The organism is Ochrobactrum sp. CGA5 (assembly GCF_006345815.1).
Lineage (GTDB): Bacteria > Pseudomonadota > Alphaproteobacteria > Rhizobiales > Rhizobiaceae > Brucella.
Map to the genome: position 1 here is coordinate 71940 of NZ_VCIG01000003.1, position 16402 is coordinate 88341.

Here is a 16402-nt window from a genome sequence, read left to right on the forward strand (position 1 = left end):
CCCCTTCAAGATCCACGCTTCGGGGTCATGCTTACAAGGACAATGAAATGGCCCGCTCAGCCCTTCTCAACGTTATGGTACAGGCCGCAATGAAGGCCGGCCGCAGCCTCGCCCGCGATTTTGGCGAAGTCCAGAATCTTCAGGTTTCCCTCAAAGGCCCCGGCGACTATGTCAGCCAGGCAGATCGCCGGGCCGAAAAGGTCGTCTACACGGAATTGAGCCGCGCCCGCCCGGATTACGGCTTCCTGATGGAAGAATCCGGTGAGATTGAATCCAAGGACGGACAGCACCGCTGGCTGGTCGATCCTCTCGACGGCACCACCAATTTCCTGCACGGCATTCCGGTCTTCGCGGTCTCCATCGCTCTGGAGCGGCAAGGACAGATCGTTGCCGGCGTTATCTACAATCCGGCCATGGATGAGCTCTACACCGCAGAACGCGGCGGTGGCGCATTCCTCAATGACCGTCGCCTGCGCGTCGCTTCGCGCAACAAGCTGGTCGATTCTGTCATCGGCACCGGTATCCCCCATCTGGGTCGCGGCCATCACGGCCATTATCTGGTTGAACTGCGCAATGTCATGGCCGAAACCGCAGGCATTCGCCGCATGGGTGCCGTTGCGCTCGATCTCGCTTATGTTGCAGGCGGTCGTCTGGATGGTTTCTGGGAAGACGGCATGCATCCCTGGGATCTCGGCGCAGGGATGCTGATGATCCGCGAAGCCGGCGGTTTTGTTTCGGACAAGAATGGCGGGCAGGATATTTTCGGGACGAAAACTATCGTTGCAGGCAATGAAATTATCCAGAAGGCTTTGCTGAAGACGATCAATAAGCCAATCTGATCGCTCTCCTGCATTCTTGACTTTTCATTTCAGCGCGTCACAAGAATGCGACGCGCTGAAGCATTTTTACCTTCATTTTTTCGTATCCAGACGATTCCGCTTCACGAATTAATGAAGTAGGCTCCTGTTCAAACACGCGACCATGGAGCGCAACGCATGAGCGATTTGAGAGTTTCCCGGGACCGTCTGGACGAGGGACGTGACTATGACCCCTACCGCCTGTCGAGCCCGCGCATTGTCATTCTCACCATGGCGATCTTTCTTATCATTGTAGCGTTTCTGGCCGCGATCCTGATGCGGCAGATTCATACGTTCTTCGTCACCAATCCCGGCCTTAACGGGCTCATTCTCGGTGTCCTGCTGGTTGGCATCCTGCTGGCTTTTGGACAGGTACTGCGTCTGCTCCCCGAAATCCGCTGGGTAAACTCATTTCGCGATGGCGAGCGCGAAGGCGCCACACGCCCACCGGTTCTGCTCGCACCCATGCGCGCCCTGATCGGCCGCCGCCAGTCGATGGCGCTTTCCACGGCCTCCATGCGCTCGATCCTCGATTCCATCGCGACACGTCTTGATGAAAGCCGGGATATATCGCGCTATCTGATCGGCCTTCTGGTTTTTCTCGGCCTTCTCGGCACCTTCTGGGGCCTCTTGGAAACGGTTGGCTCCATCGGGCGCACTATTCAGACACTGGATCCAAATTCCGGCAGCACCGGCGACGTTCTCGATGCATTGAAAGCGGGCTTGCAGGCACCGCTTTCCGGCATGGGCACGGCATTCTCATCTTCGCTGTTCGGCCTTTCCGGCTCGCTCATTCTCGGTTTTCTCGACCTTCAGGCGGGGCGCGCGCAAAATCGCTTCTATACGGAACTGGAAAACTGGCTTTCCTCCGTAACCGATCTTGGTTCCGATATCGGCGCCGACCAGAATGGAGGCACCGAAGAAATCCGCGTTCTGGCTGACCGGTTGCAAAACCTGCACGGTAGCGATGCTTCCACGCAGCGCACCACGGCAGCGCTGGCCAATCTTGCCGAAGGTATACAAGGCCTCGTCAAGAACATGCGCAGCGAACAGCAGATCATGCGTGATTGGGTGGAAAAGCAGGCCGACGAACAAAAGGCTATCCGCCAGACTCTCGACCGTCTTGCCAAAGCCATCGGTGAGCGCACGCACGACCGCAGATCCGATCGCACGGACAAGGCGGAGTAAGCCGCCATGTCTCTTGCCCGAAACCGCCGCTCCCAAAGACATGTCGATTACTGGCCCGGCTTCGTCGATGCCCTGACGACGCTGCTGCTCGCAATCATGTTCCTGCTCACCGTCTTCGTGCTGGCGCAATTCCTGCTCAGCCGCGAGGTCAACAACAAAGACAGCGTGCTCGCACGCCTCAACAGCCAGATACAGGAATTGACGCAGCTTCTGTCCCTTGAGCGCAGCAATTCGCAGGACATGCAGGACACCATCGCCAATCTGCAAGCTTCGCTGTCCAGCGCGGAAAGCGAACGTTCGCGCCTGCAAAGCCTTTTGAACGAGGGCAGTGGTGCGGGTGCCGCCGCCGAAAAGCGCGCCGGGGAACTATCCGAAAGTCTTGACGCCGAAAAGCAGGTCAGCGCCCGCGCGCTCAGTCAGGTGGAACTGCTGAACCAGCAGATTTCAGCGCTTCGCCGCCAGATCGCCGCACTTGAAGACGCGCTCAATGCTTCCGAAAGCCGCGACCGTGAATCGAACGCCAAGATTGCCGATCTTGGCCGCCGCCTGAATGTCGCGCTGGCGCAGCGTGTGCAGGAGCTGAATCGCTATCGTTCCGACTTTTTCGGGCGTCTGCGCGAAATCCTGTCGGATAAGGAGAATATCCGTATTGTCGGTGACCGCTTCGTCTTCCAGTCGGAAGTTCTCTTCCCGACAGGGTCGGCGGATATCAATCCAGCAGGTCAAGAGGAGATGAAGAAGCTCGCCAACGCGGTGATCCAGCTTAATCAGGAAATCCCAGGCGACATCAACTGGGTACTGCGCGTCGACGGCCACACGGACAATGTGCCGCTGGCTGGGACGGGGCGCTTTCGCGACAATTGGGAGCTTTCGTCAGCTCGTGCGACCGCAGTGGTCAAGTTCCTTATCGCAAATGGCGTCCCAGCCAACCGGTTGGTTGCGGCAGGCTTCGGGGAGTATCAGCCGCTTGATGCCGCCGACACCGCCGATGCCCGCGCCAAGAACCGGCGTATCGAGCTGAAGCTAACCGAGAGATAGAGCATCTCCAGCAAAAGTGTGAAGCGGCTTTGCATAGGATAATGCGATAAAACAAATAGTTAGAGCGGTTCCGACGTCTCTGTTAAATAGGACCCGCCCCAACATTACCTCCCGGCGAAAGCTCCAGCGCCAGCCTCGAATTGCAACTTGGCGAGACGGGCATAGATGCCGCCCCTTTCGACAAGGCTTTGGTGTGTACCTTCCTCGACAATATGGCCATGGTCGAGCACGAGTATACGGTCGGCCTTGAGCACGGTCGCAAGCCGGTGCGCGACAACAAGCGTCGTGCGATCAGCCATCAGGCTGTCCAGAGCCTTTTGAACGAGCATTTCGCTTTCGGCATCCAGCGCCGATGTAGCTTCATCCAGCAGCAGGATGGGGGCGGCGCGTAGGATTGCCCTCGCAATGGCGATGCGCTGGCGCTGACCGCCTGAAAGCGTCACACCGCGTTCGCCCACTTCCGTATCATAGCCGTTGTCGAGCGCCATGATGAAGTCATGCGCGAGGGCGGCTTTCGCCGCTGCCACGATCTCCTCGTCGCTGGCTCCCGGTCTACCGAAGGCAATGTTTTCGCGCACGCTGGTAGCAAAAATCGCCACATCCTGTGGCACCGTTGATATGCGTGCGCGGACGGCCTGCGGGTCGGCATCGGGTAGCGCCACGCCATCGATCAGGATCTTGCCCGCCTGCGGATCGTAATAACGCATCACCAGCGAGAAGATCGTGCTTTTACCGGCACCAGATGGGCCGACAATCGCAACCGTCTCCCCCGGCTTTACAGTGAAGCTGACACCGTTGAGCGACGGCGCGTCCGGTCGTGTCGGATAGGAGAAATGCACGGAATCGAACACGATTTCGCCGCGCGGCGGCACCGGCATGGCAACAGGTTTCAAAGGTGCGGCAATACCCGGCTGTTCGTCCAGAATTTCGACAAGTCGCTCTGTAGCCCCGGCCGCCTGTGCCAGTTCCCCACCGACTTCCGACAAGGCGCCGAAGGAACTGCCTGCAAACACCGCATAAAGTACAAACTGGCCAAGCGTACCAGCAGACATTGTTCCCGCCAGCACATCACGCGAACCGAACCAGAGCACAGCGACAATGCTGGAGAAGATCAGGAAAATAGCGAAAGCCGTCAGAATTGCACGCGCCTGAATGGAGGATCGGGCCGCCTGAAAGGCCTTTTCAACCGCACTGCCAAAACGCCCGATCACCATGTTTTCATTGGTGAATGCCTGAAGCGTACGCATCGCACCAATCTGTTCGCTCGCATAGGCATTGGCGCGGGCAAGCATATCCTGCGTCATACGGGAGCGACGACGCACCGAGCGTCCGAAGGCGATCAACGGCACAACGATGATCGGGATAGCAGCAATGACCAGAGCGGAAAGTTTCGGGCTCGTGACAACCATCATCGCCAGTGCCCCGACACCCAGAATCATGTTGCGCAGCGCGACGGAGGCCGTTGCGCCCACCACAGACTTGATCTGCGTCGTATCGGACGACAGGCGCGAAACGATTTCGCCGGACTGCGACCGGTCGAAGAATTCCGGCGAAAGCGCGGTGACATGTGAAAAGACCGCGTTGCGTAAATCCGCCACGACCCGCTCGCCAAGCGAGATCACGAAGAAGTAGCGCAGGCCCGACGCCAGCGCGAGAATGAGCGCCAGCAACACGAGCATGCCGAAGTAGTTATTGACAAAGATCGCATTCGATCCGGTAAAGCCATGGTCGATCATACGTCGCAGCGCGACGGGCACAGCAAGAGTCGTTACGGCAGCCAGTACCAGCGAAAAGAGCGCGCCTGCCACCAGAACCTTATAAGGCGCCAGAAACGGCACCATTCTCTTCAGCGGCTTCAACGAGCGGCGTTTGCGACTTTCTTCTGCAGTCAATTCGTGATTCATATCAATTTCAGTATCCCGGTCGGCCATTCTTGTGTTTGCGCCCTTGTTATTGCCGTGCGCCTGATGTATAGGCTCGCCAACCCTTTTGGAAGCCGTTGCCTATAGGTAATGGGTCTTCATATCTGCCATTGGGCGAAAGTGCCGCAGTTTTGATAATCAAGGCCGCGCTTTTCACCCCAGACTTTCAGGATTGAGAAGATGAAAGCCAATATCCATCCCGACTACCACACCATCAAGGTCGTGATGACCGATGGCACCGAATACATGACCCGCTCGACCTGGGGTAAGGAAGGCGATACGATGAACCTCGATATCGACCCGACCACCCATCCAGCTTGGACGGGCGGCTCGCAGACCCTGCTCGATCGCGGCGGTCGCGTTACGAAGTTCAAGAACCGTTTCGGCAATCTCGGCATCTAATCCGATCTTGCACCTGATTGAAAAACCCCGCCTCGGCGGGGTTTTTTATTGCCGCGGTTTGCCATTCATCAGGGCATAAAAAAATCCCGGACAAAGCCGGGATTCTATAAATCAGCTCAGAGAGCCCTATCAGGCACTCAGCTTTTCCATCACTTCGTCGCTGACTTCAAAGTTCGTATAGACGTTCTGCACGTCGTCATCGTCTTCGAGCACGTTGAGAAGCTTGAGAACCGAACGCGCCTTTTCCTCGTCCAGCTCGGTATTGGTCTGCGGCTTCCAGATGGTCTTGATCGATTCGGCTTCACCGAGAGCAGCCTCCAGAGCCTTCGACACTTCGCCGATATCTTCAAACGCACAGATGATGACGTGCTCTTCCTCACCGGACTGCACATCGTCAGCGCCCGCTTCGATTGCGGCTTCCATGACCTTGTCGGCATCGCCGACGGAGGACTTGTAGACGATTTCGCCCACGCGGTCGAACATGAAGGAAACCGAGCCGGTTTCGCCCAGCGCACCACCCGACTTCGTAAAGGCCGCGCGTACATTCGATGCCGTACGGTTGCGATTATCCGTCAACGCTTCCACGATGACCGACACACCGCCGGGGCCGCGACCCTCGTAGCGCACTTCATCATAATTTTCGCCGTCATTGCCGGCAGCTTTCTTGATGGCGCGCTCAATATTGTCTTTCGGCATGGACTGCGCCTTGGCATTCTGGATCGCCAGACGCAAACGCGGGTTCATTGCCGGATCAGGCAGACCCTGCTTGGCAGCGACGGTAATTTCGCGTCCGAGCTTGGAAAACATTTTCGACCGCACCGCATCCTGACGGCCCTTGCGGTGCATGATATTCTTAAACTGTGAATGGCCGGCCATGGCACCCCTGTTCTGTTTAAAATGCTGTGCACGGAGAAAGCGTCACGCATGAAACAGAGATCAAGCAGAGAAGGGCCACAAGTTGGACCACAGTGCTTTCCGTGCAGAATGGCGGCGTTATAAGGAATTCAGGCCCATTCGTCCAGCAAAAGCGCCGCCACCCCTGATTCTCTGTCAATAAAAGCAATAGTGCTCGACCTGTCGGGCAAAGCAGATTATCTATAAATTCATGATTCAGCCCGCCCGGAACACCCCCAGCGAAACCATCGCAGCCCGTATCAGCCGCATTCTCGCCGACCGCATCATTGCGGGCGAGATAGAGCCTGGCACGAAACTGCGACAGGACCACATTGCGGAAGAATTCGAGACCAGCCACGTGCCGGTACGCGAAGCATTTCGGCGGCTGGAGGCGCAAGGGCTTGCTGTTTCCGAGCCCCGGCGTGGCGTCCGGGTCGCGTCGTTCGACATCCGTGAGATCAGGGAAGTGGCCGAAATGCGGGCCGCATTGGAGGTTCTGGCACTACGCCATGCTGCGCCCCACATCACCCAGGCAACCCTCGACGCCGCAGAGCAGGCCACGCTGGAAGGCGACAAGTCACGCGATGTCAGAAGCTGGGAAGACGCCAACCGCCGCTTCCATCGGCTCATACTCGAACCGTGCAAGATGCCGCGCCTGCTGGCTGCCATCGATGATCTCCATGCTGCGAGTGCCCGATTCCTCTTCGCCACCTGGCGGTCGGAATGGGAGACCCGCACCGATCACGACCATCGCGCCATACTGAGAGCGCTGCGCCAAAACGATGTCGATAGCGCGGTGACTATCCTCGCCCGGCATGTGCAATGGATCGGACACCGTCCGGTTACAACCGCATCGGGCAAAACGCGTGATTCGTTTGCAATTGTTGGCTGACCAGACGTCCGCACAGACAAGCACCTTATCTTTGACGTCCCAATCTGATTACTCGCGCAGATTTCCCTGCGCTTGGGCTTTTGCGCGCAACTCCCTCAGCAACGCGCCGCGCTGTCTGCTCCGCCTCTTGCGTTTATCGTCAGGAGCTTTAATAAGATATAGATCGAATCTTGATTTTATCTATAATCTGAGGACGCCATGAAAACTATAGCCCAGACGCGCCTATCCTTCAGCCCGCTCAATCTTGAATCCCGTACTCCTGCAATGCGCCTTGCGGCCGTTGCACTTGGCACACTGCTTCTCGCTGTCTCGTCACAGATCGCAGTTCCGATGATTCCGGTTCCGATTACGCTGCAGACCCTGATCGTTCCGCTAATCGGTGCGCTCTATGGTTGGCGTCTTGGTATGGCCACGGTTCTGGCCTGGCTCGGCGAAGCCATGCTTGGCCTCCCGGTTCTGGCCGGCGGCGCCGGTGGCCTTCCGCATTTTGCTGGCCCGACCGCAGGCTATCTCGTTTCCTTCCCGATCATCGCCGCGATGACGGGCTATCTGGCCGAACGCGGCTGGAACGGCAGCCGCGTCGGCCTTGCCTTCTTTTCTTTCCTTCTCGCCAACATGGTCTGCCTTGCCCTTGGTGCGGCCTGGCTGTCGAGCATTATCGGTGCTGAAAAAGCCGTTGCCTTCGGTGTGACGCCATTCCTCATTGGCGCCCTCATCAAGTCGGCCCTTGGCGCTGCGATCCTCAAGGCCATCGCCCGCGGCGGCAAAGCCTGATCGACAGGTGACAATACGCCTGCGCGGCCATCACCTCCTTTGCATGCTGACTTATGTCGGCAAAGGCTACAGCCCGGCTTTCGTCAAAAACTACGACCGGATTGCCGGGCGGCTGAGCGAAGGGGAAGTTATTCTGCTCGTCGATGGCCCGGACGACATTTGCACGCCCCTGCTCTGTGGGGGCGATTGCCATTGTTACGAAGCGAGCGTTCGCGAGCGCGACCGGCTGGCACTGGAGGCCGTGGGCGAACTGATCGGCCAGACCCTATTCACGCAGAACCCTTTCGAGCTCGATGCGGAGCGGCTTGCCGCAATGCGTAGCGCTTTTGCAAAAGGTACATTACGCAAAGCCTGTCAGCATTGCGAATGGTCGGACCTCTGCACGAGGATTGCAACAAGAGATCAGTTTCACGGCGTTAAAATAACAAGGCCACCCAACTCGGCATGAGATGGGTGGCCTTTTTGTATGCAGATTTTTACTGCTGGCTCTTGCGTTTTCGCCGCGCGAGCATGTTGAGCGCTTCGACCAGTGCCGAAAAGCCCATCGCAGCGTAGATATAGCCCTTTGGCACATGGAAGCCGAAGCCATCGGCAATCAGCGTCATGCCGATCATCAGCAGGAAGCCAAGCGCCAGCATGACGATCGTCGGGTTCGCCGCGATAAACCGCGACAGCGGGTCGGCTGCGAGCAGCATGACAGTAACGGCTGCGACAACGGCAATGACCATGATAGCAATCTCGTCGGTCATCCCAACGGCGGTGATGATCGAATCGACCGAGAAGACCAGATCGAGAACCAAAATCTGCACGATGGCAGCGCCCATGGTAAGTTGAGCCACCTTGCCGCCGATATTTTCCTTGCCATCATCGGGATCGACCGTGTGATGAATTTCCTTAGTCGCTTTCCAGACAAGAAACAGACCACCGGCTATCAGGATGATGTCACGCCAGGAGAAGCCATGGCCGAAAGCCTCAAAAATCGGATCCTTGAGCTGAACGATGATCGAGATGGTGAAAAGAAGCGCCAGACGCAGAATGAGCGCAGCGCCGATACCGATGCGACGCGCGCGTGCCTGCTGCGAGGCGGGAAGCTTGTTGGTTAGGATCGAGATGAAGATCAGATTGTCGATACCGAGAACGACTTCCATAGTCACCAGCGTAACCAGCGCGGCCCAGCCGGCTGGGGTCGAAAGAAAACCCAGATACTCGGCAAAAAAATCCATTCAATTAAGTCCCCTTGCGAAAAACCCGTTGCAAGGAGATAGTAGCCTGAAAAATTCATTCAACCTGCAGAAAGCTGTCAGGTTAAAATAGCTACTCGATTATAGATAACATCATACTTCAAACTAAAATAAGACGTTATCGCCAGAATGCGGGGATGGTTTCTTCCAAATGCGCGCCGATGCGCAAGGGAGCGGCCTTTTCTGCCAGCCCCGTGCGATCCGAAATCTCTATACCCACGCCACAAACGGTAGCCGGGCCATTCGCCGCCTCGAAACGCCCTTTCGGCACTTTCGACAGGAAACGATTCAGCGGCTCTTCCTTGTCCATACCGAGCGATGAGTCGTAATCACCGCACATGCCTGCATCGGACATGTAGGCCGTGCCGTTACGCAATATCTGGCAATCAGCGGTCGGAACATGCGTGTGCGTTCCGACGACAGCACTGGCGCGGCCATCGACAAAATGACCGAAACACTGCTTTTCGCTCGTCGCTTCGGCGTGGAAATCGAAGAAAACGGCATCGGCCTGTTCGCCAAGCGGGCAAGCTTCCAGAATTTTTTCAGCTGCGATAAACGGATCGTCGAGATCGGGATGCATGAACACACGGCCCATCACGTTCGACACCAGAACCCGAGCGCCATTTCTGGCAATGTAAAGTCCCTCGCCCTTTCCAGCAGTGCCTTTTGGAAAGTTTGCAGGACGCAGAAAGCGATCCTCACGCTTGGAGAAGTCCAACGCCTCGCGCTGATCCCAGACATGGTTGCCGGTCGTCACAACGTCGGCGCCGGCACGGATGGTATCGTGGAAAATTTCTTCCGTAATGCCAAAACCGCCCGCGGCGTTTTCGCCGTTGACGATCACGAAGTCCAGCTTCAGATCGGAAATCAGCCCCGGCAGTTTTTCATACACTGCGGTGCGGCCCGACCGGCCCACCATATCACCAAGAAAAAGCAATCTCATGAAAATGCCTTATAAACCTGCGCCAAGCGAACGCAAGCCGATCTGGCCATTTTGCAACCAGGCAGCATTGCCTGACATCGCATAAATGCAGGAGAAAAAACTAGAGCGTTCGTCCGGTTCCAACCGGGCGCAAGCCGCTCTCGGTCAGGATCTGGTCAAGCGCAATATCGTGCGGCTCATCAGGCACACGCTCGACTTCCTGGCAATCAAAGGCCATGCCAATCAGAAGTGGCTGCAATCCGCGCTCCGTGAAACGGGCCAGCGCGCGGTCGTAATGGCCCGCACCGTAGCCAAGCCGATGCCCGCGCTGGTCGAAGCCAGCAAGCGGCATCAGCATGATTGCCGGGTCGACAACTGGCGCATCTTCTCCCGGTCCCATTGTGCCGAAACCCGTCTGACGCAATCTGGCGTCAGGCAGATACTCGCGAAAGGCAATGGTTTCTTTATCCAAAACAACAGGGAGGCAGAGCCGCGCGCCCTTGGCGCGAAGTGCCGACAATAATGGGCGTGGGTCGATTTCAGAACGTATCGGCCAATAGCCAGCGATCAACGTACCCTTGGGAACATTGATGGCCGCCTCTCCCTTGTTTGCGGCGGCCAGAGAAGCCTCGTAATGAAAACGCGGGTCAAGAGCATCGCGGACCGCCAGAACCTTGCGTCTAAGTTCCTGCTTTTCAAGTCCAGGTCTAGGCTCCGTCGTTGTCATCCAAACCACTCCCTGATGCCGCATCACATTGTACAGTGGAACCGTAAAGAACTGATCCGTCAAGTGATCCCGCCTGCCCCTTGTGCGATCTTCTCTGAACGGTCGCGGATGACCTTCAGAACTACGCCGTGGAAGTCATTCAGGAACAGCTTGCCCCACAGGTCGCAATAGAAATCAATCGGCGTGGCAATCTGATAATTGGTCGTCAACGTCAGGCGCGGATGACCATTTGCAAGCGGTTCAAGACGATATTCACCCTGCGCAAGCTTCAGATAGCTGCTGTCGACCTTGATATGCGCCTCCACCGCAGGCGGTATGGAGCCAGGACCGAAGCGGAAATTCCACGCCAGAAGCCGGTCCTCTTCCCATTGCGTGACAATTTCCTGAAAATTGACGCCATGCGTCCACTGCAAGTCGCGCACCGCTCCAACGCCAGTACCGTTCAGCCTTGCATCCACGGGCTGCGGCACGCCAAGCATGCCATGGCTGAATGTCCAGGACAGCTCGTCTGGGCGCACATTGCGGATTTCAACCGTCTGCTGCCAGACCACTTCCGGCGGCGCCGCAATCTCGATCACTGTGGTCACAGCACCATTATGCGGGGTGTAGGACATCTGTAGTTCGGCTGGCAACACGAGCAGCGGCAGCGCAATCACCAGCGTCGTGGTGCTGCGCGAACGAAACTGCCGGATGATCCATAGGGTCACCGTCGAACCGAGCGCTGAGAACACCATGAAGAACGGAGCGGCCATGGCCACGCAAATTCCGGCTTCATGGAAAAATATCATGCTGGTGACGACCAGTCCGGCGATGATGGCCCATCCCATACGGACATGCCGCCACAGGCTTTTTTGCGCACGCGGGTCGGAAAGGCTGGATGCAAGGCTGGCGACGGCCATCGGTAACAGCATCAGCCCCGCAATGACGGGCATCGCGTCCACATATTGCCCTGACCAGATCATGACATAAAGCAGAAGACCGTAAACAAAAGCGATAGGTATCGCCACGGCCAGTCTTTCAGACGAATCGGGTGATGCTGTTTCAGGAGGTTCCATCAAGATGCGCAAATCGTTGGAGTTTTGCGCATGTTTACGAACAAATTGTTCTTGAGAGCAAGCTCATAGCTATTCTGCGACAGCTAGAAAAAAGAAAGCGGCGACCACGACGACCGATGGTAGTGATTGATCCCGGGAACCTACAAAGTAGGTGGGCGCCATATGCGAAAGCCCGCAAGCCTTCACAGGGACAGCTCCCTTAGAGATCAATAAGGCCCCGGGGATGCTGTTACACCTGTCGGGAAGCGCAGTTCGCCAAGGACCAATATAGTGCCTGCCTGATAGGAACGCCAGTGGCTTGCGCCAGCTTAACAGGAAAACTTTTCAGAAAATCTGGACGAGGATCGGGGGGCAAGCCCCTAGCTGTTTCGTGGCGCGATCCGCGTCGCCACCTGTTCGATGCGCGACGCTACATCCGAAAGCATGCCGGTCAGAGCGGCATCGTTGCTGTCGGCCCGACTAAGCGCTTCATCACGTGCACGGCGCAGGGTTTCGACTTCGCTCTCCAGACCGTTGATGCGCTTTTGCATCTCGGCCATCTCGTCCATCACCATGATTCCGGCCATCACGGTCAGACGCAGATCGCCGATCTCTCCAAAGGAGGTTTTGAGATGCGTGACATATTGATCGAAACGGTCAGCAAGCCCGGACAGGTGTTCTTCCTGCCCTTCGTCGCAGGCCATGCGGTAGGCTTTGCCATCGATGGTAACGGTTACAGTCGCTATGGTAGCCTCCTATCGATCCAGAACAGCGCGGATTGTCTCCATCGCGGTCACAAGGCGGCGTGAAACCTCACGATTTGCAGCTTCCAGCCGCTCGGCCCGCGCTTCCGACTGGTCAAGTTCCTGGGCGAGACGGCTGCGATCCGCATTCATACGCTGCACCTCCTCCTCGGCCTCGGCGAAGTCGCCTTCCTTGTCCAGCCGCAGGTCGACCGCTTGTTCAAGCGTGTTGAGTGCCTTTTCGAGCCGTTCCAAGACTTGCCTGAGGGTCGTTTCGGGTGCCATCCATATCCTTTCCAATACCGCTTCTCGCGCCAATTCGCAGGCCAACTCTGGGCATCGAATCGCGCCTGCGGGACGGGCATCTTTGAAAAGATTGTAATAATCGCCCGTCCGATAAGCAACAAATGAGGGGCATATCTGAACGTTCATGCACTGTTATCGGTGCAAAAGCGGCTTTTCAGTGTTTGTTTTACAGCTTTCCACACAACTCAATCGATTAGTCGCGGACAGTTTGTTGCCCAAAAGCCATCGGTTTATTGACTCCTTATACGCAGGTGCTATGTGTCCCGATGCCTTCTGGAGCGTAATCCCGAAACGCATGAAGCCGTTTTGGATACGGATTGTGCTCAGGCAAAGGCATCGCCGCAACCCCGTTAACCCCTCCCAAGGAAAGACGGCTGAGACCATGACCAATTCCGACAAACAAAACCAGATGGCGAACGCGATCCGCTTCCTCTCGATGGACGCGGTAGAGAAAGCCAATTCGGGCCATCCTGGCCTGCCGATGGGTGCAGCCGATATAGCGACGACGCTTTATACCCGTTTTCTCTCGCACGACCCGCAGAACCCGCATTGGCCCGATCGCGACCGTTTCGTGCTCTCGGCAGGCCACGGCTCGATGCTGCTCTATTCGCTGCTTTATCTTTCGGGCTACGAAGACATCACAATCGACGAGATCAAGAATTTCCGTCAGCTCGGTTCGCGTACGGCAGGCCATCCCGAATATGGTCATGCCGCCGGTATCGAAACGACGACCGGCCCGCTTGGACAGGGCATTGCCAATGCCGTCGGCATGGCGCTTTCCGAACGCATCCTCAATGCACAGTTCGGCGACAGCCTCGTCAACCACTACACCTATGTGATTGCCGGTGACGGCTGCCTCATGGAAGGCATCAGCCAGGAAGCCATTGCGCTTGCCGGTCACTTGAAGCTGAACAAGCTGATCGTGTTCTGGGATGACAACAATATCTCAATCGACGGTCCGGTCACGCTTTCCGACAATACCGATCAGCCTGCCCGTTTCGCCGCTTCCGGCTGGAACACGATGGCTGTCGACGGTCATGACCAGGATGCGATTGCCAAGGCCATTGAACTGGCTAAGGTTTCTGAAAAGCCGACGCTGATCGCCTGCAAGACGACCATCGGCTTCGGCGCGCCGAACAAGGCCGGCACCAACAAGGTGCACGGCTCACCACTTGGTGCCGAAGAAATCGCAGCAACCCGAAAGGCGCTCGGCTGGAGCGCTGAACCTTTCGTCGTTCCCGCAGAAGTGCTGGATGGCTGGCGCGTTGCCGGTCTGAATGCTGCCAAGAAGCGTCAGGAATGGGAAAAGCGTTTTGCCGCCGCTGACGCTGAAACGCGCGCTGAATTCGAGCGCCGGATGCGTGGCGACTTGCCTTCAAACTTCGATGCAGCCATCGTCGAATACAAGAAGAAGCTTTCAGCAGACAAGCCGAAGGTCGCAACTCGCAAGTCTTCGGAGATGGCTCTGGAAGTCATCAACGGTGTCGTGCCGGAAACCATTGGCGGCTCTGCCGACCTCACCGGTTCCAACAACACCAAGACAAGCCAGACCAAGGCCGTGACGCCGGAAGACTACGGCCAGCGCTATGTTCATTACGGCATTCGCGAACACGGAATGGCTGCGGCCATGAATGGCATGACGCTGCATGGCGGCCTCATTCCCTACGGCGGCACTTTCATGTGCTTCTCGGATTATTGCCGTCCGGCGATGCGCCTCTCCTCGTTAATGGGCATTCGCGTCGTCTACGTCATGACGCATGACTCCATCGGTCTCGGTGAAGACGGTCCGACCCATCAGCCGGTCGAGCATCTGGCTGCGCTGCGCGCTATTCCGAACCACAATGTGTTCCGTCCAGCCGACGCAGTCGAAACCGCTGAATGCTGGCAGATTGCCCTGCAATCGAAGAAGACCCCGTCCACGCTGGCGCTTACCCGCCAGAATCTGCCGACGGTTCGCACAGAGCATCGCGATGAAAACCTTTCGGCTTTCGGCGCCTATGAGCTTGCCTCGGCAAGCAAGGATGCCAAGGTGACGATCTTCGCGACCGGATCAGAAGTGGAAATCGCGCTCAAGGCCCGTGATCTGCTGGAAGGCAAAGGCATTGCCACCCGTGTCGTTTCCGTTCCGTGCTTCGAGCTTTTCGAGCAGCAGAGCGACGCCTACAAGACGGCGACTATCGGCGACGCGCCGGTCAAGATGGCCATCGAAGCGGCAATCTCGCTCGGCTGGGAACGCTTCATTGGCGAAAACGGAATATTCATCGGCATGAAGGGCTTCGGCGCTTCAGGCGAGATCAACGATCTCTACAAGCATTTCGGCATCACGGCAGAACATGCCGCCGAAGCTGCGGAGAAGAAGCTCAACGCCGCATGATTTATAAGAACGCCGGCGCAACAAAGCGTCGGCGTTTTATTTTGACCCGCAATTATGCACATCGGGAGAATGAAAGAAAATGGCAGTTCGCGTCGCAATCAACGGCTTTGGCCGCATCGGCCGCAACATCCTTCGCGCCATCGTCGAGTCGGGCCGCACCGATATTCAGGTCGTCGCCATCAATGACCTCGGGCCGGTCGAAACCAATGCGCATCTTCTGCGTTATGACAGCGTTCATGGCCGTTTCCCCAAAGAAGTAAAGGTTGCAGGCGACACCATCGACGTCGGCTACGGTCCGATCAAGGTGCATGCAGTCCGCAACCCGGCTGAACTGCCGTGGAAGGAAGAGGGCGTCGACATCGCTCTGGAATGCACCGGCATCTTCACTTCGCGTGAAAAAGCAGCACTTCATCTCGAAGCTGGCGCAAAGCGCGTCATCGTTTCGGCTCCTGCCGATGGTGCTGACCTGACTGTCGTCTATGGCGTCAACCACGACAAGCTGACCAAGGACCATCTGGTCATTTCCAACGCTTCGTGCACAACCAACTGCCTTGCACCGGTGGCTCAGGTTCTCAACGATGCTATCGGCATCGAAAAGGGCTTCATGACCACGATCCACTCCTATACGGGCGACCAGCCAACGCTGGACACCATGCATAAGGATCTCTACCGCGCCCGTGCGGCAGCTCTTTCCATGATCCCGACCTCGACGGGTGCTGCCAAGGCTGTCGGCCTCGTTCTGCCGGAACTGAAGGGCAAGCTCGACGGCGTTGCCATCCGCGTTCCGACCCCGAACGTCTCCGTCGTGGACCTGACCTTCATCGCCAAGCGCGAAACGACTGTCGATGAAGTCAACAATGCGATCCGTGCCGCCGCCAATGGCCGCCTGAAGGGCATTCTCGGCTACACGGACGAGCCGCTCGTCTCGCACGACTTCAATCATGACTCCCATTCCTCGGTCTTCCACACGGATCAGACCAAGGTCATGGAAGGCACCATGGTGCGCATCCTGTCGTGGTACGACAATGAGTGGGGCTTCTCCAGCCGCATGGGCGATACCGCTGTCGCCTTCGGCAAGCTGATCTAAG

At 57.2% G+C, this 16402-nt stretch carries 17 protein-coding genes and 1 other RNA gene; 9 read left to right on the forward strand and 9 right to left on the reverse strand.

The genetic code is table 11. From position 1 onward, the window contains the following. The first annotated feature begins 47 nt into the window (after positions 1-47). The 3 genes from FJQ48_RS03185 to FJQ48_RS03195 all read left to right on the forward strand — a co-directional run bounded on the left by FJQ48_RS03185 (position 48) and on the right by FJQ48_RS03195 (position 3083). Positions 48-839 (forward strand): inositol monophosphatase family protein, encoded by a 792-nt coding sequence (locus FJQ48_RS03185; protein WP_139973766.1) that lies wholly within the window; start codon positions 48-50, stop codon positions 837-839. A gap of 156 nt (positions 840-995) precedes the next feature. Then, positions 996-2045, forward strand: a complete 1050-nt coding sequence (locus tag FJQ48_RS03190; protein ID WP_139973767.1) for a MotA/TolQ/ExbB proton channel family protein — start codon at positions 996-998, stop codon at positions 2043-2045. A gap of 6 nt (positions 2046-2051) precedes the next feature. Continuing rightward, positions 2052-3083, forward strand: a complete 1032-nt coding sequence (locus FJQ48_RS03195) for a peptidoglycan -binding protein (protein WP_139973768.1) — start codon at positions 2052-2054, stop codon at positions 3081-3083. A 104-nt stretch (positions 3084-3187) separates the two neighbouring features. Here FJQ48_RS03195 and FJQ48_RS03200 read toward each other — a convergent pair whose 3' ends face one another. After that, complete coding sequence (locus FJQ48_RS03200; RefSeq protein WP_139973769.1) at positions 3188-5014, reverse strand: ABC transporter transmembrane domain-containing protein; 1827 nt, start codon at positions 5012-5014, stop codon at positions 3188-3190. Positions 5015-5185: 171 nt separating this feature from the next. Here FJQ48_RS03200 and rpmE point away from each other — a divergent pair, with 171 nt between their 5' ends. Then, positions 5186-5407, forward strand: coding sequence for a 50S ribosomal protein L31 (gene rpmE / locus FJQ48_RS03205; RefSeq protein WP_002964804.1), 222 nt, complete (start codon positions 5186-5188; stop codon positions 5405-5407). Between the two features lie 129 nt (positions 5408-5536). Here the strand turns inward: rpmE and FJQ48_RS03210 are convergent, their stop codons facing one another. Then, the gene (locus FJQ48_RS03210) at positions 5537-6283 is read right to left on the reverse strand and encodes a YebC/PmpR family DNA-binding transcriptional regulator (protein WP_139973770.1); all 747 of its coding nucleotides are present in this window, start codon (positions 6281-6283) and stop codon (positions 5537-5539) included. A gap of 229 nt (positions 6284-6512) precedes the next feature. Between FJQ48_RS03210 and FJQ48_RS03215 the strand changes: the two genes are divergently transcribed. The 3 genes from FJQ48_RS03215 to FJQ48_RS03225 all read left to right on the forward strand — a co-directional run bounded on the left by FJQ48_RS03215 (position 6513) and on the right by FJQ48_RS03225 (position 8415). Further along, positions 6513-7193, forward strand: a complete 681-nt coding sequence (locus FJQ48_RS03215) for a GntR family transcriptional regulator (protein WP_139973771.1) — start codon at positions 6513-6515, stop codon at positions 7191-7193. Between the two features lie 198 nt (positions 7194-7391). Next, a complete protein-coding gene (locus FJQ48_RS03220; protein ID WP_139973772.1) occupies positions 7392-7967 on the forward strand; it encodes a biotin transporter BioY in 576 nt (191 codons plus the stop codon). 7 nt (positions 7968-7974) lie between these two features. After that, complete coding sequence (locus FJQ48_RS03225; protein ID WP_139973773.1) at positions 7975-8415, forward strand: DUF1284 domain-containing protein; 441 nt, start codon at positions 7975-7977, stop codon at positions 8413-8415. A 28-nt stretch (positions 8416-8443) separates the two neighbouring features. Here the strand turns inward: FJQ48_RS03225 and FJQ48_RS03230 are convergent, their stop codons facing one another. From FJQ48_RS03230 to FJQ48_RS03260, 7 genes are all read right to left on the reverse strand, one after another. Further along, positions 8444-9190, reverse strand: coding sequence for a TerC family protein (locus FJQ48_RS03230; RefSeq protein ID WP_139973774.1), 747 nt, complete (start codon positions 9188-9190; stop codon positions 8444-8446). 136 nt (positions 9191-9326) lie between these two features. Beyond that, a complete protein-coding gene (locus FJQ48_RS03235; protein WP_139973775.1) occupies positions 9327-10151 on the reverse strand; it encodes a TIGR00282 family metallophosphoesterase in 825 nt (274 codons plus the stop codon). 100 nt (positions 10152-10251) lie between these two features. Beyond that, the gene (locus tag FJQ48_RS03240; protein WP_139973776.1) at positions 10252-10857 is read right to left on the reverse strand and encodes a 5-formyltetrahydrofolate cyclo-ligase; all 606 of its coding nucleotides are present in this window, start codon (positions 10855-10857) and stop codon (positions 10252-10254) included. Between the two features lie 59 nt (positions 10858-10916). After that, positions 10917-11864 carry an SRPBCC family protein gene (locus FJQ48_RS03245; RefSeq protein WP_247870288.1) on the reverse strand — a complete coding sequence of 316 codons (948 nt, stop codon included), beginning with the start codon at positions 11862-11864 and terminating at the stop codon, positions 10917-10919. 146 nt (positions 11865-12010) lie between these two features. Continuing rightward, a non-coding RNA gene (gene ssrS / locus FJQ48_RS03250) (6S RNA) lies at positions 12011-12169 on the reverse strand. A gap of 102 nt (positions 12170-12271) precedes the next feature. Further along, positions 12272-12637 carry a cell division protein ZapA gene (locus tag FJQ48_RS03255; protein ID WP_139973778.1) on the reverse strand — a complete coding sequence of 122 codons (366 nt, stop codon included), beginning with the start codon at positions 12635-12637 and terminating at the stop codon, positions 12272-12274. Between the two features lie 9 nt (positions 12638-12646). After that, the gene (locus tag FJQ48_RS03260; protein WP_010661399.1) at positions 12647-12919 is read right to left on the reverse strand and encodes a DUF4164 domain-containing protein; all 273 of its coding nucleotides are present in this window, start codon (positions 12917-12919) and stop codon (positions 12647-12649) included. 403 nt (positions 12920-13322) lie between these two features. On the opposite strand from FJQ48_RS03260, the gene tkt reads away from it, so the two are divergent. Both tkt and gap read left to right on the forward strand, forming a co-directional pair. Continuing rightward, positions 13323-15314, forward strand: a complete 1992-nt coding sequence (gene tkt, locus FJQ48_RS03265; protein ID WP_139973779.1) for a transketolase — start codon at positions 13323-13325, stop codon at positions 15312-15314. Between the two features lie 79 nt (positions 15315-15393). Beyond that, positions 15394-16401, forward strand: a complete 1008-nt coding sequence (gene gap, locus FJQ48_RS03270; RefSeq protein WP_139973780.1) for a type I glyceraldehyde-3-phosphate dehydrogenase — start codon at positions 15394-15396, stop codon at positions 16399-16401. The last annotated feature ends 1 nt before the right edge of the window (position 16402 follow it).